Origin of the sequence: Pseudomonas sp. NMI760_13 (assembly GCF_021283245.1) — a bacterium.
Taxonomy (GTDB): Bacteria; Pseudomonadota; Gammaproteobacteria; order Pseudomonadales; family Pseudomonadaceae; genus Aquipseudomonas; species Aquipseudomonas peradeniyensis.
In genome coordinates, this window is the sequence record NZ_JAJSRC010000015.1 from 116,531 (window position 1) to 140,169 (window position 23,639).

22 protein-coding genes are annotated in these 23,639 nt (G+C 65.3%); 15 read left to right on the plus strand and 7 right to left on the minus strand.

All coding sequences use genetic code 11. The features are described from left to right. Positions 1-136: 136 nt before the first annotated feature. Positions 137-1,420 (plus strand): putative hydroxymethylpyrimidine transporter CytX, encoded by a 1,284-nt coding sequence (gene cytX, locus LU671_RS16890; RefSeq protein WP_232856310.1) that lies wholly within the window; start codon positions 137-139, stop codon positions 1,418-1,420. Here cytX and LU671_RS16895 read toward each other — a convergent pair. Then, positions 1,389-2,135 carry an RsiV family protein gene (locus LU671_RS16895; RefSeq protein WP_232856311.1) on the minus strand — a complete coding sequence of 249 codons (747 nt, stop codon included), beginning with the start codon at positions 2,133-2,135 and terminating at the stop codon, positions 1,389-1,391. The genes cytX and LU671_RS16895 overlap by 32 nt on opposite strands. Positions 2,136-2,320: 185 nt before the next feature. Between LU671_RS16895 and LU671_RS16900 the strand changes: the two genes are divergently transcribed. The 9 genes from LU671_RS16900 to LU671_RS16940 all read left to right on the plus strand — a co-directional run bounded on the left by LU671_RS16900 (position 2,321) and on the right by LU671_RS16940 (position 11,669). Next, entirely contained in the window at positions 2,321-2,938 is a 618-nt protein-coding gene (locus tag LU671_RS16900) for an NUDIX domain-containing protein (RefSeq protein WP_232856312.1), read from the plus strand. After that, a complete protein-coding gene (locus tag LU671_RS16905) occupies positions 2,929-3,381 on the plus strand; it encodes a DUF1249 domain-containing protein (protein ID WP_023630808.1) in 453 nt (150 codons plus the stop codon). Before LU671_RS16900 ends, LU671_RS16905 begins: the two co-directional genes overlap by 10 nt. 85 nt (positions 3,382-3,466) lie before the next feature. After that, on the plus strand, positions 3,467-4,270 hold the full coding sequence (cpdA, locus tag LU671_RS16910) for a 3',5'-cyclic-AMP phosphodiesterase (RefSeq protein WP_232856313.1): 804 nt from the start codon (positions 3,467-3,469) through the stop codon (positions 4,268-4,270). 199 nt (positions 4,271-4,469) lie between these two features. Continuing rightward, the gene (locus tag LU671_RS16915; protein WP_232856314.1) at positions 4,470-5,078 is read left to right on the plus strand and encodes a YqiA/YcfP family alpha/beta fold hydrolase; all 609 of its coding nucleotides are present in this window, start codon (positions 4,470-4,472) and stop codon (positions 5,076-5,078) included. Positions 5,079-5,111: 33 nt separating this feature from the next. After that, positions 5,112-7,016 (plus strand): DNA topoisomerase IV subunit B, encoded by a 1,905-nt coding sequence (gene parE, locus LU671_RS16920; RefSeq protein ID WP_232856315.1) that lies wholly within the window; start codon positions 5,112-5,114, stop codon positions 7,014-7,016. Then, the gene (locus LU671_RS16925; RefSeq protein ID WP_232856316.1) at positions 7,013-7,999 is read left to right on the plus strand and encodes an esterase-like activity of phytase family protein; all 987 of its coding nucleotides are present in this window, start codon (positions 7,013-7,015) and stop codon (positions 7,997-7,999) included. Before parE ends, LU671_RS16925 begins: the two co-directional genes overlap by 4 nt. Continuing rightward, positions 7,996-8,514, plus strand: coding sequence for a retropepsin-like aspartic protease family protein (locus LU671_RS16930; RefSeq protein ID WP_232856317.1), 519 nt, complete (start codon positions 7,996-7,998; stop codon positions 8,512-8,514). The genes LU671_RS16925 and LU671_RS16930 overlap by 4 nt, the downstream gene beginning before the upstream one ends. A gap of 10 nt (positions 8,515-8,524) precedes the next feature. Continuing rightward, positions 8,525-10,783: a DNA topoisomerase IV subunit A gene (gene parC, locus LU671_RS16935; protein WP_232856318.1), complete on the plus strand. Its 2,259-nt coding sequence runs from the start codon at positions 8,525-8,527 to the stop codon at positions 10,781-10,783. A 175-nt stretch (positions 10,784-10,958) separates the two neighbouring features. Then, entirely contained in the window at positions 10,959-11,669 is a 711-nt protein-coding gene (locus LU671_RS16940; RefSeq protein WP_203648199.1) for a PqiC family protein, read from the plus strand. A gap of 189 nt (positions 11,670-11,858) precedes the next feature. Here LU671_RS16940 and LU671_RS16945 read toward each other — a convergent pair whose 3' ends face one another. Further along, positions 11,859-13,310, minus strand: a complete 1,452-nt coding sequence (locus LU671_RS16945) for a histidine kinase (RefSeq protein WP_203648198.1) — start codon at positions 13,308-13,310, stop codon at positions 11,859-11,861. Positions 13,311-13,446: 136 nt separating this feature from the next. Between LU671_RS16945 and serB the strand changes: the two genes are divergently transcribed. Next, complete coding sequence (serB, locus tag LU671_RS16950; protein ID WP_203648197.1) at positions 13,447-14,661, plus strand: phosphoserine phosphatase SerB; 1,215 nt, start codon at positions 13,447-13,449, stop codon at positions 14,659-14,661. Between the two features lie 167 nt (positions 14,662-14,828). Here the strand turns inward: serB and asd are convergent, their stop codons facing one another. The 3 genes from asd to LU671_RS16965 are packed head-to-tail and all read right to left on the minus strand — an operon-like array spanning position 14,829 to position 18,091. Continuing rightward, positions 14,829-15,692: an archaetidylserine decarboxylase gene (gene asd, locus LU671_RS16955; protein WP_232856319.1), complete on the minus strand. Its 864-nt coding sequence runs from the start codon at positions 15,690-15,692 to the stop codon at positions 14,829-14,831. A 9-nt stretch (positions 15,693-15,701) separates the two neighbouring features. Next, positions 15,702-16,511, minus strand: a complete 810-nt coding sequence (locus LU671_RS16960; RefSeq protein WP_203648195.1) for a rhodanese-like domain-containing protein — start codon at positions 16,509-16,511, stop codon at positions 15,702-15,704. Positions 16,512-16,555: 44 nt separating this feature from the next. Beyond that, positions 16,556-18,091, minus strand: a complete 1,536-nt coding sequence (locus LU671_RS16965) for an HDOD domain-containing protein (protein WP_232856320.1) — start codon at positions 18,089-18,091, stop codon at positions 16,556-16,558. A 130-nt stretch (positions 18,092-18,221) separates the two neighbouring features. Here LU671_RS16965 and motA point away from each other — a divergent pair, with 130 nt between their 5' ends. Both motA and motB read left to right on the plus strand, forming a co-directional pair. Continuing rightward, positions 18,222-19,073, plus strand: coding sequence for a flagellar motor stator protein MotA (gene motA / locus LU671_RS16970; RefSeq protein WP_023630652.1), 852 nt, complete (start codon positions 18,222-18,224; stop codon positions 19,071-19,073). 3 nt (positions 19,074-19,076) lie between these two features. Next, positions 19,077-20,093 (plus strand): flagellar motor protein MotB, encoded by a 1,017-nt coding sequence (motB, locus tag LU671_RS16975; protein ID WP_203648193.1) that lies wholly within the window; start codon positions 19,077-19,079, stop codon positions 20,091-20,093. Positions 20,094-20,423: 330 nt separating this feature from the next. Here motB and LU671_RS16980 read toward each other — a convergent pair whose 3' ends face one another. Both LU671_RS16980 and rsgA read right to left on the minus strand, forming a co-directional pair. Further along, positions 20,424-20,903: a molecular chaperone Tir gene (locus LU671_RS16980; RefSeq protein WP_232856321.1), complete on the minus strand. Its 480-nt coding sequence runs from the start codon at positions 20,901-20,903 to the stop codon at positions 20,424-20,426. 145 nt (positions 20,904-21,048) lie between these two features. Next, entirely contained in the window at positions 21,049-22,080 is a 1,032-nt protein-coding gene (gene rsgA / locus LU671_RS16985) for a small ribosomal subunit biogenesis GTPase RsgA (protein WP_232856322.1), read from the minus strand. Positions 22,081-22,189: 109 nt separating this feature from the next. On the opposite strand from rsgA, the gene orn reads away from it, so the two are divergent. Both orn and LU671_RS16995 read left to right on the plus strand, forming a co-directional pair. Beyond that, a complete protein-coding gene (orn, locus tag LU671_RS16990; protein ID WP_203648190.1) occupies positions 22,190-22,732 on the plus strand; it encodes an oligoribonuclease in 543 nt (180 codons plus the stop codon). 92 nt (positions 22,733-22,824) lie between these two features. Beyond that, positions 22,825-23,436 carry a trimeric intracellular cation channel family protein gene (locus tag LU671_RS16995; RefSeq protein ID WP_023630647.1) on the plus strand — a complete coding sequence of 204 codons (612 nt, stop codon included), beginning with the start codon at positions 22,825-22,827 and terminating at the stop codon, positions 23,434-23,436. Positions 23,437-23,639 lie beyond the last annotated feature (203 nt).

The following is a 23,639-nucleotide window of genomic DNA, read 5'->3' on the forward strand; positions in this document are numbered from 1 at the left end:
GCCGCTTTGCGGCCCTTTCGCGGCACAAGGCCGCTCCTACAGGGACCGCGCAGGCCTCTGTAGGAGCGGCCTTGTGCCGCGAAACGAGGACGTAGTCCTCGCCAGTAACAACTCCAATATTCCGGCGAGCCCCTCCATGACAACCCCCAGCCACTTCTCCCCCGACCACCCGGTCCCCACCCATCACCGCCAGTTCGGTGCCCGCGACCTGTTCTCGCTGTGGTTCTCCCTCGGCATCGGCCTGATGGTGCTGCAGGTCGGCGCCCTTTTGGCGCCGGGCCTGGGTCTGGCCGGCTCGATCCTGGCGATCTCCCTCGGCACGGCGGTGGGGGTGCTGCTGCTGGCCGCGGCGGGGGTGATCGGCAGCGACACCGGCCTTTCGGCCATGGCCACCCTGCGCCTGACGCTGGGTAGCCATGGCGCGCGCCTGCCGGCCTTGCTCAACCTGCTGCAACTGGTGGGCTGGGGCTCGTTCGAGATCATCGTCATGCGCGACGCCGCCAGCCTGCTGGGCACCCGCGCCTTCGGCGAGGGCAGTGGCTGGAGCAGCCCGTTGCTGTGGACCCTGTGCTTCGGCGCCCTGGCCACCCTGCTGGCGGTCAGCGGGCCGCTGGCGTTCGTGCGCAAGGTGTTGCGCAAGTGGGGCATCTGGCTGCTGCTCGGTGCTTGTATCTGGCTGACCTGGAACCTGTTCGCCAAGGCCGACCTGGCCGCACTGTGGCAGCGCCCGGGGGATGGTTCGCTGTCCCTGGCCCTGGGCTTTGACATCGTCATCGCCATGCCGCTGTCGTGGCTGCCGCTGATCGCCGACTATTCACGTTTCGGCCAGCGTGCCAGCCGGGTATTCGGCGGTACGGCACTGGGCTTTTTCATCGGCAACGCCTGGCTGATGAGCCTGGGCGTGGCCTACACCCTGGCGTTCGCTCCAAGCGGTGAGGTGAATGCGCTGCTGCTCGCGCTGGCTGGCGCCGGGTTGGGGATTCCGCTGCTGCTGATCCTGCTGGACGAATCGGAGAACGCCTTTGCCGATATCCACTCGGCGGCCGTCTCCAGCGGGTTGCTGGTCAAGCTCAAGGTCGAGCACCTGGCCTTGGCTATCGGCGTGCTGTGCACGCTGATCGCCCTGCTGGCGCCGCTGGCCCAGTACCAGAACTTCCTGCTGCTGATCGGCTCGGTATTCGCGCCGCTGTTCGGCGTGGTGCTGGTGGATCACTTCGTGGTCCGTCGCCGTCGCCTGCCGGCGCTGGTCGAGGGCTTGCACTGGCAGGCGCTGCTGGCCTGGGCGGTGGGGGTGGCGGCCTATCACCTGATGGCTAACGCGGCGCCGGAGGTGGGAGCGACACTGCCGGCACTGCTGCTGGCAGGGGGGCTGCATCTGCTGCTATCGCTCAGCCGCGGCCGGGAAACAGCTCGGGCCTGATCACGCCGTTGAGGCGCGGGTAGGGGATCTTCAGCTCGACGTGGCCCATGGAATAGGGCGCTATGGCGTAGACCTCGTACTTGATTACCACCGCGCCATAGGTCAGGGCGATGTGCGGCGACTGCTTGAACGGCCAGGTCTTGACGAACTCGGCGTCCTTGTCCATGCCGGTGCTGATCAGCCAGGCGCGGTGGGACTCCTCGGCGGTCTTCCAGAAGGTCGCTTCCTGGCCGGGCACGAGCATGTCGTTCAGGGTCAGCACCTTGTCCAGCTTGCGCGAGTAGTTGATGAAGCCGCGTCCGGGCATGCCATGGGCGCCGCCGCTGTCCAGGTAGCTGGACAGCTCGACGATCACCAGCCCGTCATGCTGCTCGCGTACCTTGGCCTGCAGGTAGCTGCTGTTGCGCTTGTCGGCGCGGGCCAGGTACTGCTGTTCATAGGCTTGCAGCGAGGCCGGCGGGGTGCCGCGCTGGTTGTCCTCGGTCAGCATCAGCAGGCGCTTCTCGACGATGGCGTCGAGCTTGGGCAGGGCGGGGAAGTGCACCACGTCGATGTTGACCAGCGGGCAGTCGCTCTCGCTGCAGCCGGGCTTGACGTGTTCCCAGGCCTCGCGCTTGACCTCGAGCGGGGCGCGGTAATTGGGCGTGAACAGGCTCTGGCAGGCGCCGAGCGCCAATGCCAGGACGGCCACGGAAGTCAGTTTGACAAGCGTCATGTTGCCTCTTTCACAACGGTGATGATCGGCCTTTGACCGCCTGCGCGGCCTTCAGTTCGCCACTAAGCTAACAGAGAGCGGCGCGCCTGTCCCGGCTGCCCGAACGGTCGCCGGAAAGGGATGAAACCGGGCGGCGCGCAGAGTAGGATTGCGCGATGCGGTAAACGAGGTATCAAGGAGTTTGCATGACGGACACGTCAAATACTGTGCCCACCCAGGTCGAAATCACCCGGCGTGAGCATCTGTTCAAGGGCTTCTACAAGCTCGACAAGCTGCACCTGCGCCACGAATTGTTCGCCGGCGGCATGAGCCGCGAGTTCACCCGCGAGCTGTTCGTGCGTCATGACGCCGTCTGTGTGCTGCCCTACGATCCGCAGCGCGATGAAGTGGTGCTGATAGAGCAGTTTCGCGTGGGGGCCATGGGCAAGGTCGGCAACCCCTGGCTGATCGAGATGGTCGCCGGGTTGATCGACAAGGATGAGCAGCCGGAGGAGGTTGCCCATCGCGAAGCCCAGGAAGAGGCCGGCCTGACCTTTTCCGCACTGTGGCCGATGACGCGCTATTTCCCCTCGCCTGGCGGCAGCGACGAGTACGTCCACCTGTTCCTGGGCCGTTGCATCAGCGAGGGCGCCGGTGGCCTGCATGGCCTGGAAGAAGAGAGCGAGGATATCCGCGTGCGCGTGTGGGCGTTCGAGGATGCCCTGCAGGCGGTGCGTGACGGGCGTATCTGCAACGCCGCCACGATCATCGGCCTGCAATGGCTGGCGCTCAACCGTGACGAAGTCCGAGGTATGTGGAAGTGAACCTGCTGCGTGAACGCTATCGGGTCGACCTGGTCGGGCTGCAGTCGGCCTGCGAGGCCAACTATGCCCGTCTGATGCGCCTGCTGCCGGACATGCGCACCACGCAGAGCTCGCGCCGTATCGGCATGACCCAGGGCGACCAGATGCTCGGCGTGCTGGTGCTCGAAGTGCTGCTCGCCTGTCCCTACACCACCACCCTCAAGGTGCGCCAGGAGCACAGCCTGCCCTGGTTGCCGGTGCCCGAGCTGGAGGTGCAGGTCTACCATGACGCACGCATGGCCGAGGTGGTCAGCGCCGAACATGCCCGCCGCCTGCGCAGCATCTACCCGTACCCCAACACGGCGATGCACCAGCCGGACGAGAAGGCTCAGCTCAACCTGTTCCTCGGTGAATGGCTGAGCCATTGCCTGGCCTGTGGCCACGAACTGGAAGCGGTGCGCTGAAATGTGATGCGCGTCGGTTTCGAGTACTTGCTCGAAACCGATCCGCCGCCATAATCGGTGCTGAATCCGCTCGAGGAGACGGCCGTTGCCGCAACCACACTCACTTTCGTCACCCATCCATGTGGTGCAACTGACCGACGCCCACCTGTTCGCCGATCCGGCGGGCACCTTGCTGGGCCTGAATACCCGTGACAGCCTTGAGCATGTGATCGACCAGGTGCGCCGCGAGCAGCCGCGCATCGACCTGCTGCTGTGCACGGGCGATCTGTCGCAGGATGCCAGCGTCGCCTCCTACCAGGTATTTAGCGAGTTGACCTCGAAGTTGGGAGCGCCAGCACGCTGGCTGCCGGGCAATCATGACGAGGCCCAGGTGATGCAGTCCGTGGCGCCGGAACTGGTGCAGGCGGTGACGGACATTGGCCAATGGCGCATCGTCATGCTCGATTCGGCAGTGGTGGGTGCCACCTTCGGTTTGTTGGCTGACGACCAGCTGGCGGTGCTTGACCAGGCGCTGGACGGGGCAGGCGAACGCCATTGCCTGGTGTGCTGCCACCATCAGCCGGTGGATATCGGTTGTGCGTGGATTGCACCGATCGGGTTGCGCAATGCCGATGAGTTGTTGAAGCGCTTGCGCAGTTATCCACAGGTAAAGGCGCTGCTATGGGGGCATATCCATCAGGAATGGGATGAGGTGCGCGACGACATCCGTTGCCTCGCCACGCCTTCGACCTGCATCCAGTTCGCGCCGCGCAGCGAGGATTTCAAGGTGAGCGAAGAGCAGCCGGGCTATCGCTGGTTGCGGCTGCATGCCGACGGGCGGTTGGAGACCGGGGTGGAGCGGGCGTGCGATTTCGAGGTGAAGCTGGATTTCGACAGCCCGGGTTACTGAATCAGGGGACCGCTTTGCGGTCCTTTCGCGGCACAAGGCCGCTCCTACAGGGTACGCGTCTCCCTGTAGGAGCGGCCTTGTGCCGCGAAAGGGGCGCAAAGCGCCCCCAGCTGTTTGAAGAATTTGTTGCGAAAATCCCCACGCTGCGCCAATGCCCTTCGAACACGCTACACTGCGCGTCTTTGCGTCCGGGGGCAGCATGTCGGGTTCCATCCTCTATATCCATGGCTTCAACAGCTCGCCGCTGTCGAAGAAGGCGTGCCAGCTCGAGGCGCTGATGCAGCGGCTCGGGCTATCCGACCAGCTGCGCGTCCCGGCCCTGCACCACCACCCGCGCCAGGCCATTGCCCAGCTGGAGGCCGCCATCGCCGAGCTCGGCGCCCCCTTGCTGGTCGGCAGCTCCCTCGGCGGCTACTATGCCACTCACCTTGCCGAGCGCTACGGCCTCAAAGCCCTGCTGGTCAACCCGGCGGTCGGCCCGCACCGCCTGTTCGACGGCTACCTGGGCACCCAGCGCAACCTCTATACCGATGAGGCCTGGGAGCTGACCCACGACCACGTGGACGCCCTGGCCGAACTGGAAGTGCCGCCGCCGCAGGACGCCGCCCGCTATCAAGTGTGGTTGCAGACCGCCGATGAAACACTGGACTATCGCCACGCCGAGCGCTATTACCGCGCCTGTGCCCTGCGTATCCAGGCTGGCGGCGACCACAGCTACCAGGGCTTCGCCGAGCAGCTCCCGGCCCTGCTGGCCTTCGCCGGCATTGCCCGCGGGCAGTATGCGGCGCTGGATTTTTCTGTATTTTGACTTTTGCATTCACCAGACTGACGACGAGAACCCATGGCCAATCCCAGCGCTAGCGCCTATAACGCAGACGCCATCGAAGTCCTCTCGGGCCTTGATCCGGTCCGCAAGCGGCCGGGCATGTACACCGACACCAGCCGGCCCAACCACCTGGCCCAGGAAGTCATCGACAACAGCGTCGACGAAGCCCTGGCAGGCCACGCCCGCTCGGTACAGGTGATCCTGCATGCCGACCACTCGCTGGAGGTCAGCGACGATGGCCGCGGCATGCCGGTGGACATCCACCCCGAAGAGGGCGTTTCCGGCGTCGAGCTGATCCTCACCAAGCTGCACGCCGGCGGCAAGTTCTCCAACAAGAACTACCAGTTCTCCGGCGGCCTGCACGGCGTCGGCATCTCGGTGGTCAACGCCCTGTCGAGCCAGGTGCGGGTACGCGTCAAGCGCGACGGCAACGAATACCAGATGACCTTCGCCGACGGCTTCAAGGCCAGCGAGCTGGAAGTGGTCGGCACCGTCGGCAAGCGCAACACCGGCACCAGCGTGTACTTCACCCCCGATCCGAAGTACTTCGACTCGCCGAAATTCTCCATCAGCCGCCTCAAGCACGTGCTCAAGGCCAAGGCCGTGCTGTGCCCGGGGCTGTCCATCAGCTTCGAGGACAAGGGCACCGGCGAGAAGGTCGAATGGCACTACGAGGACGGCCTGCGTTCCTACCTGGTCGACTCGGTCAGCGAGTACCTGCGCCTGCCCGACGAGCCGTTCTGCGCCAGCCTGGCCGGCAACAAGGAAGCCGTGGACTGGGCCCTGCTGTGGCTGCCCGAGGGCGGCGACAGCATCCAGGAGAGCTACGTCAACCTGATCCCCACCGCGCAAGGTGGCACCCACGTCAATGGCTTGCGCCAGGGCCTGCTGGACGCCATGCGTGAATTCTGCGAGTTCCGCAACCTGTTGCCGCGCGGGGTCAAGCTGGCCCCCGAGGACGTCTGGGAACGCATCAGCTTCGTGCTGTCGATGAAGATGCAGGAGCCGCAGTTCTCCGGGCAGACCAAGGAGCGCCTGTCGTCCCGTGAGGCGGCGGCGTTCGTCTCCGGCGTGGTCAAGGACGCTTTCAGCCTGTGGCTCAATGCCAATCCCGAGCTGGGCATGCAACTGGCCGAATTGGCCATTAGCAACGCCGGCCGTCGCCTGAAAGCAAGCAAGAAGGTCGAGCGCAAGCGCATCACCCAGGGCCCGGCGCTGCCCGGCAAGCTGGCCGACTGCGCAGGCCAGGATCCGATGCGCGCCGAGCTGTTCCTGGTCGAGGGTGATTCCGCCGGCGGTTCGGCCAAGCAGGCGCGGGACAAGGAATTCCAGGCGATCCTGCCGCTGCGAGGCAAGATCCTCAACACCTGGGAAGTCGATGGCGGCGAAGTCCTGGCCAGCCAGGAGGTGCACAACATGGCCGTGGCCATCGGCGTCGATCCGGGTGCCACCGACCTTTCGCAATTGCGCTACGGCAAGGTCTGCATCCTCGCCGACGCCGACTCCGACGGCCTGCACATCGCCACCCTGCTGTGCGCGCTGTTCGTCCAGCACTTCCGTCCGCTGGTCGAGGCCGGGCACGTCTACGTGGCCATGCCGCCGCTGTACCGCATCGACCTGGGCAAGGAGATCTACTACGCCCTGGACGAAGCCGAGCGCGACGGCATCCTCGACCGGCTGGTCGCCGAGAAGAAGCGCGGCAAGCCGCAGGTCACCCGATTCAAGGGCCTGGGCGAGATGAACCCGCCGCAGCTGCGTGAGACCACCATGGACCCGAACACCCGGCGCCTGGTCCAGCTCACCCTGGACGACGTGCAGGGCACCACCGAGATCATGGACATGCTGCTGGCCAAGAAGCGTGCGGGTGACCGCAAGAACTGGCTGGAAACCAAAGGTAACCTGGCCGAGGTCCTGGTTTGATTCGTCCGTTGCTCATGGCCTGCCTGGCGCTGTTCGCCCTGCAGGCCCAGGCCGGCGACTGGCCGCAGCTCAAGCTCAGCGGCGAGCACGTGGTCGATGGCATGCGCGGCGGCAACCTGTCGGGCCTGGCCTGGTGCCGGGGGGCGTTGTGGGCGGTGTCCGACCGCGATGACGACCGCATCTACCGCCTGGACCAGGACGGTGCGGCCTGGCAGGCCCAGCCGCTAACCTTCACCCCGCCGCCGGCCCCCGATACCGGGTTGCCCTGGGGGCTGAAATCGCGCAACTGGGCAGCGTCCTACATCCGTGGCGGCGCGCTGGATTTCGAAGGCATCACCTGCGACCAGGCCGGCAACCTGTTCATCGTCAGCGAGGCCCAGGCCGCGGTGTTGCAACTGCCCCTGGAAGGCGAGCCGGACTGGCTGAGAATCGACCAGGCCATGGTGCGCCAGGCGCGGGCCAGCGGCATGCTGCTGCATTTCAACGCACTGTTCGAAGGACTGGCAATCAACCCGGCGGGCGATCGCCTGTGGCTGGCCGCCGAGCGTGAGCGGCGCGGCCTGCTCTCCGTGCAGCGCCAGCAGTCGGTATGGAACTGCGGGCGCGGCTGCGTGCTGCTCAGTGAGGCCGGCGTGGAAATGCAACCGCCGCAATTCCCCGAGGCACGCCCGGTTTCCCGCGACTTCGCCGACCTGGCCTGGTTCGAGGGCAAGCTGTTCACCCTCGAGCGCAACGCCTATCGCATTTGCCGGCGCGATGCCGACAGCGGCGCCGTGGAGCGCTGCTGGTCGTTCGCCGCCGATGCGCTGGTGGAATCGCGTCGTTATTCACAGCCCTATGGCCTGGCCGAGGCGCTGGTAATCGACAAGGACGGTGCCTGGATCGGCGTGGACAACAACGACCGCCCGCGGTCGGACGGTGAAACGCGGCCGGTCGTCTGGCGCTTCGGTGCGCCGGCCGGCGGCTGGAGCGCCAAGCCATGAGCCAGCCAGCGGGCAAGCGGGCGGGCAGGGTGCTGATGATCGTCGCCTGGGCGGCGGCGATGTTCCTGGCCACGCGCTTTTTCGGCCAATGGGAGGAGCGCCAGCAGAACCCCAACGCCGTGGTGCAGAGCGAGCAGGGCGACGGCTTCGTCGAAGTGCGCCTGCTGAGCAACGGCCAGGGCCATTTCGTCGCCGACGGCGCAATCAATGGCCGGGTGGTGCATTTCATGCTCGATACCGGCGCCACTGATGTGGCGATCCCCGAAGCGCTGGCCCGCGAGCTGGACCTGGCCCGCGGCGCCCCGGTGCAACTGAGTACCGCCAATGGCCGCACCGAAGGCTACCGCACCCGGCTCGACAGCCTGCAACTGGGTGACATCCACCTGCGCGACGTGCGCGCGCTGGTGGTGCCCGGCCTGGATGGCCAGGCCGTGCTGCTGGGCATGAGCGCCCTGAAACAACTTGAATTTACCCAGCGCGGCGGCACCATGCTGCTGCGCCAGAACCTGAAATGACGAGGCCCGCATGAGCGACTCACTCGAACTCAGCCTTGAAGGCGTCGAACGCCGTTCCCTGGCTGACTTCACCGAACAGGCCTACCTCAACTACTCCATGTACGTGATCATGGACCGTGCCCTGCCGCACATCGGCGACGGCCTCAAGCCGGTGCAGCGTCGCATCGTCTATGCCATGAGCGAGCTGGGGCTCGACGCCGACTCCAAGCACAAGAAGTCGGCGCGTACCGTCGGCGACGTGCTCGGCAAGTTCCACCCCCACGGCGACTCGGCCTGCTACGAGGCCATGGTGCTGATGGCCCAGCCGTTCAGCTACCGCTATACCCTGGTCGACGGCCAGGGCAACTGGGGTGCGCCGGACGATCCGAAGTCGTTCGCCGCCATGCGTTACACCGAGGCGCGCCTGTCGCGCTATGCCGAAGTGCTGCTCAGCGAACTGGGCCAGGGCACCGTCGACTGGGTGCCGAACTTCGACGGTACCCTGCAGGAGCCGGCGGTGCTGCCGGCGCGGCTGCCGAACATCCTGCTCAACGGCACCACCGGCATTGCCGTGGGCATGGCCACCGACGTGCCGCCGCACAACCTGCGCGAAGTGGCCAGCGCCTGCGTGCGCCTGCTCGACGAGCCCAAGGCCACCCTCGAGCAGCTGTGCGAGCACATCCAGGGCCCGGACTACCCGACCGAGGCCGAGATCGTCACCCCGCGTGCCGATATCCTGAAGATGTACGAGAGTGGCAAGGGCTCGATCCGCATGCGCGCGGTGTACCGCATCGAGGATGGCGACATCGTCGTCACCGCGCTGCCGCACCAGGTCTCCGGGGCCAAGGTGCTGGAGCAGATCGCCGCGCAGATGCAGGCCAAGAAGCTGCCGATGGTCGCCGACCTGCGCGACGAGTCGGACCACGAGAACCCCTGCCGCATCGTCATCATCCCGCGTTCGAACCGCGTCGATGCCGCCGAACTGATGCAGCACCTGTTCGCCACCACTGATCTCGAGAGCACCTACCGGGTCAACGTCAATATCATCGGCCTCGACGGCCGTCCGCAGCTGAAGAACCTGCGCGCGCTGCTGCTGGAGTGGCTGGAGTACCGGATCGGTACCGTTCGTCGCCGCCTGCAGCACCGTCTGGACAAGGTCGAGAAGCGCCTGCACCTGTTGGAAGGCTTGCTCACCGCGTTCCTCAACCTGGATGAAGTGATCCACATCATCCGCACCGAGGAGCACCCCAAGCAGGCCCTGATCGCCCGTTTCGGCCTGACCGAGATCCAGGCCGACTACATCCTCGAGACCCGCCTGCGCCAGCTGGCCCGTCTGGAAGAGATGAAGATCCGTGGCGAGCAGGACGAGTTGCTCAAGGAACAGAAGCGCCTGACTACCCTGCTGGGCAGCGATGCCAAGCTGCGCAAGCTGGTGCGCAGCGAACTGCTCGAAGACGCCGAAACCTATGGCGACGACCGCCGCTCGCCGATCGTCGAGCGCGCCGAGGCCAAGGCTCTGTCGGAAAACGAGCTGATGCCGACCGAGCCGGTCACCGTGGTGCTGTCGGAGAAGGGCTGGGTGCGTTGCGCCAAGGGCCATGACATCGACGCCACGGGGCTTTCGTACAAGGCGGGGGACGGCTTCAAGGCTGCCGCTGCCGGACGCTCCAACCAATTCGCCGTGCTCATCGACTCCACCGGCCGCAGCTACTCACTGGCCGCCCACAGCCTGCCGTCGGCTCGTGGCCAGGGCGAGCCGCTGACCGGTCGCCTGACCCCACCACCAGGCGCCACCTTCGAGTGTGTGTTGTTGCCTGAAGATGACGCTCTGTACGTGGCGGCCTCCGACGCTGGCTACGGTTTCGTGGTCAAGGGTGAGGATCTGCAGGCCAAGAACAAGGCCGGCAAGGGCCTGCTCAGCCTGCCCAACGGCGCCAAGGTGATGACCCCGCGCCCGGTGGCCAACCGCGAGCAGGACTGGCTGGCCGCGGTGACCACCGAAGGCCGTTTGCTGGTGTTCAAGGTCGCCGACCTGCCGCAGCTGGGCAAGGGCAAGGGCAACAAGATCATCGGCGTGCCGGGCGACCGGGTAGCCAGCCGCGAGGAGTACGTGACCGACCTGGCGGTGATCAGCGAGGGCTCGACCCTTGTATTGCAGGCTGGCAAGCGTACCCTTTCCCTGAAGCCGGATGACCTCGAGCATTACAAGGGTGAGCGTGGTCGCCGTGGTAGCAAATTGCCACGTGGCTTCCAGCGCGTCGACGGGCTGATGGTGGAAACCCCGGCCTGAGTGGATGGGCCGTCTGCTGCGGCGCTTTCGGCGCCGCTTCAGGCGGAAATGCTGGAGTCTGGTGGCTATTTCGCGGATGATAGTGCCCGCGTGGCGCCGGCGTGGCCGAGTGCCAGGATGAATCTACATGAGTATCACTGCGGTCAGTCTGGTGACGGCCGCCTGGATGGGATGAATGAAATTTCCGCGCCTTCCATTTGCGCTGCTGATGACTGGTTTGCTGGGCCTGAGCGGATGCAGCATGCATCAGCCGGTTGCCCTGTATCAGCTCGACAGTGGTGAACCCGGCCAGCCGACCCAGGCGGCGGGCATGGCGGTGGTGCTCGGCCCGGTATCGGTGGCCGACTACCTGCAACGCGAGACCTTTCTCCAGCGTCAGGCCGACGGCAGCCTGACAGCGGCCACCGATGGCCGCTGGGCCGGTAGCCTTTCGTCGGATATCGACCAGTTGCTGGTGCGCCAGCTGGCCTGGCGCCTGGACAGCCAGCGCGTGGTGCTGGCGCCGGCAAGCGCCGGCTTCACGCCGGACGTGCAGGTGCTGCTGTCGATCACCCGCCTGGATTCGGGCAAGAACCAGCCGGCGATCCTGGATGCCCAGTGGCGCGTGCTGGACCGCCGGGGCCAGGTGCGTGACAACCGCATCGTCCACCTCGAGCAGCCCCATGCGGGCACCGAGTCGGCGCAGGTCCAGGCCCAGGGGCAATTGCTGCAGAAGCTGGCCGAACAGCTGAGCAGCGCAGTCAAGCCACTGGCCAACCAGCCGGCCATCGCCGAGGAGACGCCCCGCAAGCAGGCGGCCCCGGTGCAGGTGAAGAAAGAGCCGGAGAAGCCGAAGATCCCGATGGCTTCGCCGATTCGTACCGATATGGAAGTGTTCCGCTTCTGATATCCGCAGACACAAAAAAGCCCGCAGCGATGCGGGCTTTTTTGTGCACGATGACCTGTAGGAGCGGCCTAGTGCCGCGAAAGGGCCGCAGAGCGGCCCCGACAATCTTCGCATCAACACTGAGATCCTGGGGCTGCTACGCAGCCCTTTCGCGGCACGAGGCCGCTCCTACAGGGATCGCGAGAACTCTCAGGCGCGGCGCTCGTGCATCCGTGCCAGCTGGCGTTCCAGCATCGACGGGTAAGGCTCCATCAGGCGCTCGACGCAGCAGGCGCCCTCGGGGCTTGCGATCGGCCTAATACGCGCACGCTGGCGCACCAGGGCGTCATCGCTGATGCGGCGTTCCACCAGCAGCAGGTTGCGGCTGTGCTGCGACAGGGCCAGGGCATCCTGGGCCTGCTCGGTCATCAACAGATCGACCTGATCCATGCCTTGCAGGTCGTCGGCCAGTACCAGGCCCAGTTGCAGTTGCAGGGTGATGCCGCTGTCAGCCACCTCGATCTGCAGGGCATGGCCCAGGGCGCGCAGCAGCTCGCCACAGCAGATGGCGTTGGTCAGGTAGTCCTCGCCGCAATCGCGGCTGTGGAACAACAGCAGGGTGCTGCCGTCATTCAGGGTGTGGACTTCCCCTTCGTACAGCGAAGCGGCCTGCTCCAGGCAGTCGCGGTAGCGTTCGAGCAATTCGGTCAGGCGGGTGCGTGGCAGGCGGCGCAGTTGCTCCTGGGAGCCCAGCTGCACGGCCAGCACGGCACTGAACTGCGGCTCGTCGGACTCGACGATGACAGGCTTGGCCGGGGCGCTTTGCTCATCCATCAGATCGGCGAAGGCGTCGTCGTCCTCGTCGTGATCGACAGTCTGTACCGCCGCTTTCGCCCGTGGAGCGACCTTGGCAGCTGGCGCGTCGTCGAAATCGTCTTCCTCGTCTTCTTCCTCCGGCTCCGGTGGCGGCGGTGGGGCGAGGCGGGCGTGCAGCTGGCGCGCCAGGTCGCCAATCTCGTCCTGGCGGTCGGTGCCCGGCGTGTAGGGGTGCGGGTCGCGCAACCAGACGCGCAGCTGCAGCAGCGGGGTCGAGATGAAGCGGCCCAGGCGCAGGCTGAGGGTCAGGGCCAGGGCCAGCAGGATCGCGGCGAGGATGCCCATGCTCTGCAGGCTGATCAGCATCGGCTGCTGGAACTGGCTCATGTCCAGGCTGATGCGCAACTGGCCGGCCGTGACGTCCTGGAAGGTGATCTTGGTCTGGTAGACCCCTTCGGTTTCGCCCAGCAGGCTGTTGCGCGGGCGCTGGCCGGCCTCGGCGAGGATGCGGTTGTCCACGCTATAGATGGCCGCATGGGCCACCAGCGGGTTCTTCACCAGGTTGCCCAGCAGCACGTTGAGGCTGAGGATGTCGTTGGACACCAGCAGCTCGGTGGCCGAGGTGGCTGTCTGGGTGGTCAGGCTCTGGCCGACGGCATCGGCCTGCTCGTGCATGGCCTGCTTGAACTGCAGGCCCATCACGCAGGCGTAGATCACCAGGGCCAGGGCCACCAGGAAGATGTTATGGCTGGCAATGCGCAGGGCCAGTGGAATTCGGCGCTGGCTCAGGGCTCGGTAGATCATCAGGAAGAAGTTGTCGGGTTTTACGGGCGTGGGCCGGTTCACAGAGCTCGGCTCTTTATGGCGAGAAAGTTGCTGCGCAGTATAGCGATACGTGTTTTGTCGGCAAAGTATCGTTGGCGCCCGATGGTCATGGAAAATCGGTAGAATGCGCATTTTTCATCGAGTTGGAGCCCCGGTCTTGCGCGAAATCGTCCTGATCAACATCACTGGTGAAGACCGTCCAGGTCTCACTGCGGCCATCACCGGCGTCCTGCTCCAGGGCGGTGTGAACATTCTCGACATAGGCCTGGCGGTCATGCACGGCACATTGTCGTTCGGCATCTTGGTCGACATCCCCGACAACGAAGTGGCCACCGCGCTGCTGCAGAGCGTGCAGTCCAAGGCTCACGAACTGGACCTGCAGGCCCGCTACACCCCCATTTCCGAGGCCGACTACCAGCACTGGGCCGACAGCCAGGGCGAGGCGCGCCATATCGTTACCCTGCTCAGCCGCCGGGTGACCCCGCAGCAGTTGCAGCGGGTCAGCGCGATCATCAGCCAGTATGGCCTGACCATCGAGCGCATCGAGCGGCTGTCCGCCCGCGTGGCGCTGGACGCCCCGACCGACAAGGGCAAGTCCGCGCTGGAAATCTCCGTGCGCGGCGAGGCCAGCGATGCCCAGGCCCTGCGCGCCGATTTCTTTGCGTTGTCCGAAGAACTCAACGTCGACATCGCCTTCCAGCGCGATGACCTGTTCCGTCGCAACCGCCGCCTGGCGGTGTTCGACATGGACTCGACCCTGATCGAGGCCGAGGTGATTGACGAGCTGGCCAAGGCCGCTGGCGTCGGCGAGCAGGTGGCGGCGATCACCGAGCGCGCCATGCGTGGCGAGCTGGATTTTCGCGCCAGCTTCAAGGAGCGCATGGCGCTGCTCAAGGGCCTGGACGTGGGTGTGCTCGACCAGATCGGCGCCTCGCTGCGCCTGACCGAGGGTGCCGAGCACCTGTTCGCCGAGCTCAAGCGCCTGGGCTACAAGACCGCCATCCTCTCTGGCGGCTTTACCTACTTTGCCAAGCAGGTGCAGGCGCGCCTGGGCATCGACTACGTGTTCGCCAATGAACTGGAGGTGGTCGACGGCAAGGTGACCGGCGTTGCCGTCGAGCCGATCGTCGATGCCCAGCGCAAGGCCGAATTGCTGCAGCAGCTGGCCAGCGAGGAAGGCCTGCAGCTCGAGCAGACCATCGCTGTTGGCGATGGCGCCAACGACCTGCCGATGCTGTCCCTGGCCGGCCTGGGCGTGGCCTTCCGCGCCAAGCCGCTGGTGCGTCAGTCGGCCAAGCAGGCGATCTCGACCCTGGGGCTGGATGGCGTACTGTACCTGCTGGGCGTGCGCGATCGCGAAGCGCGCGGTTGATCTTGAGCCGGGGCCGCGTTGCGGCCCTTTCGCGGCACAAGGCCGCTCCTACAGAGAGCCGCAATACCCTGTAGGAGCGGCCTTGTGCCGCGAAGGGCTGCAACGCAGCCCCAATAAAAAGGCCCTGCATGATTTGCATCATGCAGGGCCTTTTGCTTACCGGATGATCAGGCCTGGTTCGGCTGCGCCAGCAGCTCACCCATGCGCACTGCAGAACCCGCACCCAGACTCTCGGCCCACTTCACCTGCTCCGGCCCGAACAGCACGATGGCGGTGGAGCCCAGCTTGAAGCGGCCCAGTTCGGCACCTTTTTCCAGATGGATCGGCGCACGGCTGGCTTCGTCGTAGCGGAAGGTCTTCAGCTCGCGCTTCGGCGGCGTGACCAGGCCGGCCCAGACGGTCTCGATCGAGGCAACGATCATCGCGCCGACCAGCACCACGGCCATCGGCCCGCGCTCGGTGTCGAACAGGCAGACCACGCGCTCGTTGCGGGCGAACAGCTCAGGCACGTTTTCCGCGGTGGTCTGGTTGACCGAGAACAGCCGACCCGGCACATAGACCATCTCGCGCAGGGTGCCGGCCAGCGGCATGTGCACGCGGTGGTAGTCCTTGGGCGACAGGTAGATGGTGGCGAATTCGCCGCCCATGAACGGCGCGGCCAGGGCCGGATCGCCGCCCAGCAGCTCCAGGGCACTGTAGCCGTGGCCCTTGGCCTGGAAGATGCGGCCGTGCTCGATCGGGCCGAGCTGGCTGACGGCGCCATCGGCTGGGCAGAGGATCGCGCCGGGGGTTTCGTCCAGCGGGCGGGCACCGGGCTTGAGGGCGCGGGTGAAGAAGGCGTTGAAGTGCTCGTAGGCGCTGAGGTCTTCGACCAGTGCCTCGGACATGTTCACCTGGTAGCGCTTGGCGAACCAGGCGGTGAAGGCGTTCTTGAACCAGCGCGCGCGGCACTCGGCGACGCAGCCGGCCAGCCGCGACAGCAGGTGGTGCGGCAGCAGGTACTGGCTGATGATGAACAGACGGGATTTCATGCAGGTTCCTTAGACTTCTACAGGCGTGTCCGGGTGGTTGCCCCATTCGCTCCACGAGCCGGCGTAGGCCTTGACGCGTGGATAGCCGAGGGACTTGGCCACCAGGTAGGTGAATCCGGAGCGGCGGTGGGTCTGGCAGTGAGTGATCACTTCCTTGTCCGGAGTGATGCCCCGTTCCTTCAGGGTTTTGGCAATGTCCTTGCGGATGCGCAGGTGATCGTTGAGATCCATGCCCTCGGTCCACTCGAGGTTGATCGCGCCGGGAATGTGCCCGCCCTTGGCGGCCAGTACCTTCTCGCCGCTGAATTCCTGTGGGCCACGGGCATCCCAGATGACCAGGTCATCAGCGCCCAGGCGACTTTGCAGGTATTCACGGGTGGCGGTCGGTTCGCCGTGCAATTGCAGGCGCACAGATGTACCGGCCGCTGCCGGCACCTCGGTGGTGAGCTTGTCGGCGGGCCAGGCCTGAATGCCACCGTTGAGATAGTGGTAGTGCTCATGGCCGATCACGTCGAGCAGCCAGATGAAGCGGCCGGCCCAGCCGCCACCTTCATCGTCGTAGACCACATAGACGGCGTCGTTGCGATGACCGAGCTCGCTGAACAGCCTTTCCAGGTCCGCCAGTGCCGGCACCAGCCCGGGGGCCGGGGGTTGGCCGAGCTGGGTGCGCTTGCCCTCGACGAAGCGGGCGCCGGGGATATGGCCGCTGACATAGCGGTTGGCGCTGCTCAGGTCGATCAGGATCAGCTCGGGCGAATCCAGGCGCGGCAGCAGATCCTCGGCTTCGATCACCAGGGGCAGGCCGGAAAAGTCAGTCATCCACGTTCTCCAGGGTGGAAAGAGGGGCGATTGTAGCGCAAGGGTCAGGCATTGCGGGTGGCAAACACGGCGAGGGCGCGTTCAACGCATTGCGCGGTCTTGCCGAACGCCTGCACGCTGACATCGGCCAGTGGCTTGCCGTCCTGGTCGGCCACCGCCAGCATCAGCACCTGGTCGCCCACCGCCAGCGAGCGCAGCAACAGGTGCTCGCCGCGAAAGAAGGCGCGTAGCGGTGCCGGCAGCAGGGCGCTGAACTGGCCATGGTTGTCGGGCGTCAGGCGCAGTTGGCCGGCTTTTGCCATCAACTTTTGCAACAATTTGTTCTGCGCGACGGGCAACGCCATGGCGGCGGCCTCTCGCGGCAGGCCGGCGGTCTGCTGCACGCGCAGATAGTCGGTGGCCTTGTCCAGGCTCAGCAGCATGATGCGCTGCATGCCACAGGCCAGCAGGGCATCGCGGGCCTGGGTGGCCAGGTGCACGGCGTTGCTGAACGGGCTGGGCTGGGCCAGCAGTTCCTGGCACAGCGCACGCCAGCGGCCGAGGTCCTCGGTGCTGGGCGGTGGCGGCGTGAGCATGTCCGGGTGCGGCCGGCGCTGGTGCCAGGGCCAGATCAGCGCCTCGGCCGGGTGGAAAAGCGCATGCCGGGCGTGATGGCGGGCACTGGCCGCAGCCTGTTGGTGGACCTGCTGCTGGACATCGTCCAGGGTGGTCTGCAGATACAGCGCGGTGAGCAGTTGCCAACGCAGCAGGTGCGGGTTGTCCCAGCCCACCTGGGCCGCCAGGGCCAGGCCGTTGGCCAGCAGCACGGTGTTGGGCGGCTGGTTGAACCAGCGGCGCAGGGCCGGTTCGTCGTCCAGGCGCTGCTGCTGGACCAGCGGGTCCTGCTCGCGGGCGATGTTCAGCACCTGGGCGAGCTGCTCGCGTTCTTCGAGCAGCAGGCGGTAGCCCTGGATGACCCATTCGGGCAGGCGCCAGTGTTCGGCCAGGCTTCGGCACAGCTGCATCAGGCGCACCCCGAACAGCTCCCGCTCGACCACGGCAGCGTCCTCGCCCTTGTGAATCACCCGCAGTTCCCAGGTGTCGAGCAGCTTGGGGTAGGCCAGGGCCAGGGGCCACAGCGGCGAGAGGAACAGCAGGCTGCCCCAGTGGATCTCCTGCCACAGCCGTGCCAGGCGGCTGGCGAACAGGCCATTGGCCTGCTGGGTGGCATGCTGGCTGATCAGCAGGAACTGGCGCAGTACCGGTGGAGTGTCGTCGCCGGGCACCGCTGGCAAGCGTGCCAGCAGTTGGCTGATACGGGCCAGGCCCAGGCGGTTGAGGGCAACTTCCAGACTTTCAGCTGGCTCGGCCTGGCTGGCATTGGCCGAATGGTTGGCCTCGCGCATCACGCACAGCACCAGCGCGGGGCTGTCCTGCATCAGTTCGGCTATGTCGCGCAGGGAGCGGCGACTGTCGTTGATGGCCTGCAGAACGCGGTCATGGCTCTCTTTCGGGACCGGCACGCGGACCCCGTCGAGCAGCTTTATCCAGCCCTCCAGGCTCGTCGGGACCTGAGTTGGCACCTTGGTTTCAATTGGCATATTGACATCAGTCCGAACTGGCTTTTCGCAATGAGTGGCTATAGTCTGGCGCAGTTCTGCCGATAAGTAGAAGAAGAGTTTTCAAGCTTCCGTTCCCTACCCTGACCACGACAGCAAGTGCTTCCAACTTATGGCTAAAATTATCGGCATCATCGTCGTATTCGCGAGCGTGCTCGGCGGCTACGTGCTTTCCCACGGCAAGATCGCGGCACTGATCCAGCCGTTCGAAGTGCTGATCATCGGCGGCGCGGCCTTTGGTGCGTTCCTCCAGGCCAACCCTGGTTACATGACCATGCATGTAATCAAGAAGTCGCTGAAGATGTTCGGCACCCGCTTCACCCACACCTTCTACCTCGAGGTGCTGGGCCTGGTGTACGAGATCCTCAACAAGAGCCGTCGTGAAGGCATGATGGCGATCGAGGGCGACATCGAGGACGCCGCGGCCAGCCCGATCTTCGCCAAGTATCCGGCCGTGCTGGGTGATGAGCGCATGACCGCGTTCATCTGCGATTACCTGCGGATCATGTCCACCGGCAACATGGCGCCCCATGAGCTCGAAGGCCTGTTCGACATGGAGCTGCTGAGCATGAAGGAGGAGCTGGAGCACCCGTCCCACGCGGTGACCGGCATCGCCGACGGCATGCCCGGCTTCGGTATCGTCGCGGCGGTACTGGGTATCGTGGTGACCATGGCCTCGCTGGGTGATGGCGACCAGAAGTCCATCGGCCTGCACGTGGGCGCGGCGCTGGTCGGTACCTTCTTCGGTATTCTCGCCGCCTACGGCTTCTTCGGCCCGCTGGCCAACGCCCTGCGCCACGATGCGAAAGAGGAACTGAACGTCTACGAGGCGATCAAGGCCTCGCTGGTGGCCTCGGCCTCCGGCATGCCGCCGTCGCTGGCGGTCGAGTTCGGTCGCAAGGTGCTGTACCCGGCGCACCGCCCGAGCTTTGCCGAGCTGGAACAAGCAGTACGCGGTCGCTAAGCCATGGAGAACAATCAGCCCATCATCGTCAAGCGCGTCAAGCGCTTTGGCGACGGCCATCACGGCGGCGCCTGGAAAATCGCCTTCGCCGACTTCGCCACGGCGATGATGGCGTTCTTCCTGGTGCTCTGGCTGCTGTCGACGGCCACGCCCGAGCAGAAGATCGCCATCGCCGGTTACTTCAAGGATCCGATTGGCTTCTCCGAGAGCGGCACGCCCTACATCATTGACCTGGGCGGCTCGCCGCAACTGGCGCCGGAAAAGACCATCAACCCGGAAACCAAGTCGGAGCCGACGCCTGACACCAGCATCCAGCTGGACAAGGACCAGGTCGAGACCATGGCCGAGCAGGTCGAGCGCGAGCGTCTCGAGCTGCTGCTGCAGGAGCTGCAGAACAAGGTCGAGGAAAACCCGCAGTTGCAGAAGTTCAAGGACCAGATCCTGTTCGAGATCACCCAGGACGGCCTGCGCATCCAGATCATGGACGCCGAGAACCGGCCGATGTTCGACCTCGGCAGCGCGCGGTTGCAGCCGTATTTCGAGGACATCCTGCTGGCCATGGCCGACACCATCAAGGCGGTGCCGAACAAGATCAGCATCAGTGGCCACACCGACGCCAAGCCGTATTCCGGCACCGGCGACTTCGGCAACTGGGAACTGTCGGCCAACCGCGCCAACGCCGCGCGTCGTGCCCTGGTTGCTGGCGGCTATCCGGATGAGCAGGTGGCGCGGGTGGTCGGCTATGCCTCGTCGTCGCTGTTCGACCGGGCCAATCCGTTCAACCCGGTAAACCGCCGCATCGATATCATCGTCCTGACCAAGAAGGCCCAGCGCGATATCGAGGGTGAGCAGGGTGCGCCGGAGGCCACGCCACCGGCCACTGCAACACCGCCTGCGGACGCCGCACCCGGGGCCGCCGCGGCGCCGGGCGACGCGCCGATGCAGCCGCGCGAGCTGCGCCAGAAGCTGAACATCTTCGAGGATGGCGTGTTGAAGATGGACGAGGCCAAGGACCAGTAAATGACAGGGGCCGCATCGCGGCCCTTTTTCATTGCCTGCATCACGTTCAGCGTGGGAGCGGGCTTGCCCCGCGATGCGGTGTAGGGCACCGGCTTTTCCGGTGTCGGGCCAAGCCCTCTCTCATGGAACAAACCGTAACTCATTGATTTAGCTCGACCCTGTGGGAGCGGGTTTATCGGACCGCCGCACCGCCGCGAAGAATCCAGCGCGGTGTATGGCACCGGCTGCGCCGGTGTTCACGGGTGAACCCGCTCCCACAGGGGACAGTTCCCTGCGCGATAACGTAGCCCGAAGGGCTGGGCGATCGCCCAAAAGCCTGCCCCGGCGCGCTCAGAAACCCCGCCTGATCTTGGCCTTGAGGTCGGCGTGAAAGAAATCCGCGTTGTCCCTGTCCGATACGCTCCCGCTCCGGGCCATCGAGGCCATGGAGCGGCCAAAGGTCTGCTCGTCGTGGTAGGCCCGCACGAACAGCTCGATATGTTCCCGCTCGCGCATTGCCGGCCATCTGCCCAGGCACTCCGGTAGTTCGGCGGTGCTTGCGTGATAGAAACTCACCCGGCGATTGGCCATGGTAGCGGCGCCCAGCAGCCAGGCCGTCCACCAGTCGTCGACGGTGTGCTCGGACAGCACACCGATCCAATGGGTGGCATCGGCCATGTGCTGGCAGAAGCCGTCATGCAGGTCGTCCAGGGTCTGCCCTTCGCTGTCGAAGGGCACCAGTTGGGTGGGAATACCTTCGAGCAGCAGGCGTTCGTTGAGGATGAAGGCATCGAGCCGTTCATCCCGGCGGTAACTGATGAAAACCGGCATCCTTGTTGCCCTCCCTGATCAATGCCGACGACAAGGCATGACCATCAGGGAAAGCTGGGATAGGGACAATAGGTGACCGCAAAACCGGAGCGGTCCTACCTGCTCCGGTAACGTTTCCTACAACTCGGGCAGTTCAACGCGCCAATCAGTAGGTATCTTCCGGCAGGCTGGCGATGATCGAGCGGTAGCTGTTCATCCGCTGCTGGGTGACGCTGCCGTCCTCCAGGGCCTTGAGCAGGGCACAGCCGGGCTCGCGGTCATGCTTGCAGTCGCGAAAGCGACAGTGGCCGAACAGTTCGCGGAACTCGATGAAACCATCCTCCACGTCGTCGCGGCTGACATGCATCAGGCCGAACTCGCGGATGCCCGGCGAGTCGATCAGGTCACCGCCGTTGGGGAAGTGGTAAAGCCGTGCGGTGGTGGTGGTATGGGTACCCTGGCCGGACCACTCCGACAGGTCGCCAACGCGCGTGTCGGCGGCGGGCAGCAGGCTGTTGACCAGCGAGGATTTGCCCACGCCGGATTGGCCGACGAACACGCTGATATGGCCGTCGAGGGTCTCCTGCAGGCGCTGCATGCCATCGCCGTGGTGGGCCGAGACCTCCAGCAGCGGGTAGCCCAGGCCACGGTAGACCTCGAGCATCGCATGGAGGGTCGGACCGTTCTCGTCGTCGATCAGGTCGGCCTTGTTCAGCAGCAGCAGCGGGCGGATACCGGCATGCTCGGCGGCTACCAGGTAGCGGTCGATCAGGTTGGGGTGCGGCTCGGGCGCCGGGGCGAAGACGATGACGATCAGGTCGACGTTGGCCGCTACCGGCTTGAGCTGGCCGTGGTTGTTCGGTCGGCACAGCTCGGTGCTGCGCGGCATCTGCGCGACGATCACGCCGATCCCCTGGTTGCCGGCGCGCCAGACCACGCGGTCGCCGGTGACCAACGCCGGCAGGTTGGCCCGCAGGTGGCAGCGGAAGACCTGGCCGGCGGCCTCGCCGTCCTGGGCCTCGACCTCGACCTGCACGCCGAAGTGGGCGATCACCAGGCCAAGCTGCTCAGGCCCCAGGTCGCCACCTTCCAGCTCCTGCAGCACGTGCTGCTCGCGTTTGGCGGCGCGGGCGGCGCGCTCGCCCTGGATCTTTTCGATGCGCCAGTTCTGGCGGCGGTTGAGCTGGCGTTTGGCCATGAGGGTTCCGTGTCGGCGGGGCAGAAAGAAAACGGCGGGCAGTTTAGCACGGCGTGCCCACGAGCCGCCCTGCTAGGCTAATATGACGGGCTATTCGAGGAGCCTTTTCATGCAGAACCCACAGAACCTGATCTGGATCGATCTGGAGATGACCGGCCTGGATCCGGACAACGACGTCATCATCGAGATGGCCACCATCGTCACCGACAGCGAGCTGAACACCCTGGCCGAAGGCCCGGTGATCGCCATTCATCACAGCGATGAGGTGCTGGCGCGCATGGACGAGTGGAACACCCGCACCCACGGCGCCTCGGGCCTGACCCAGCGTGTGCGCGAGAGCAAGGTGAGCATGGCGCAGGCCGAGGCGCAGACCATCGCTTTCCTCGAGCAGTGGGTGCCGAAGGGCAAGTCGCCGATCTGTGGCAACAGCATCTGCCAGGACCGCCGTTTTCTCTATCGCCACATGCGTGAACTGGAAAACTACTTCCACTATCGCAACCTCGATGTCTCCACGCTCAAGGAGCTGGCCGCACGCTGGGCGCCGGATGTGCGCGACAGCTTCAAGAAGGGCAGCACCCACCTGGCGCTGGATGACATCCGCGAGTCGATCGGTGAGCTGCGCCACTATCGCGAGCACTTCATCAAGGTCTGACCTTGCCGTGCGCCGACGATCGTCGGCGCGCCCCCTTTTGGTGCCCCGCGCGACTGGGTAGACTGCGCGCCTTTCCCGCACGGACCTGCACCATGTTGCTGATGCTCTACCTCATCGCCATCACCGCCGAAGCCATGACCGGCGCCCTGTCCGCTGGCCGTCGCGGCATGGACTGGTTCGGCGTGGTGCTGATCGCCTGCGTCACCGCGCTTGGTGGCGGCTCGGTGCGCGACGTGCTGCTTGGGCACTACCCGCTGACCTGGGTGAAGCATCCGGAGTACCTGGTGCTGACCAGTTTCGCGGCGCTGCTTACGATCTTCATCGCGCCCTTGATGCGCCACCTGCGGTCGCTGTTCCTGGTGCTCGACGCCCTGGGGCTTGTGGCGTTCACCCTGATTGGTTGCATGACTGCTCTGGAAATGGGGCAGGGGTTCCTGGTCGCTTCGATCAGCGGGGTAATCACCGGGGTGTTTGGTGGCATCCTGCGGGATATCTTCTGCAACGATATTCCGTTGGTGTTTCGGCGTGAGCTGTATGCCAGTGTTTCGTTTGCGGCGGCCTGGTTCTACCTGGGGTGTGTTTACTTCAAAGTTCCGGCGGAACAGGCCATGTTGCTGACGCTGTTTGGTGGTTTTCTGGTGCGGTTGTTGGCGATTCGGTTTCATTGGGAGATGCCGAAGTTTCATTACAATGATCAACAGTAAATTAGCGCTGGGCTTTGAGGGGTTCGGTTATCCTTGTGGGAGCCGGCTAGTCGCCGAGAGCCTATAACTTAGCTACACTGCCAGTGGTCCAATAGTTGGTTCATGTCTGTTGATCTTGATCTTGATCGGCGTTTTTCAAGGTAGTTGTCGCGTCACCCTTCCAGCTATGCGGCTTGCTTCGTGTGCTGTTGATCCCGATCAGG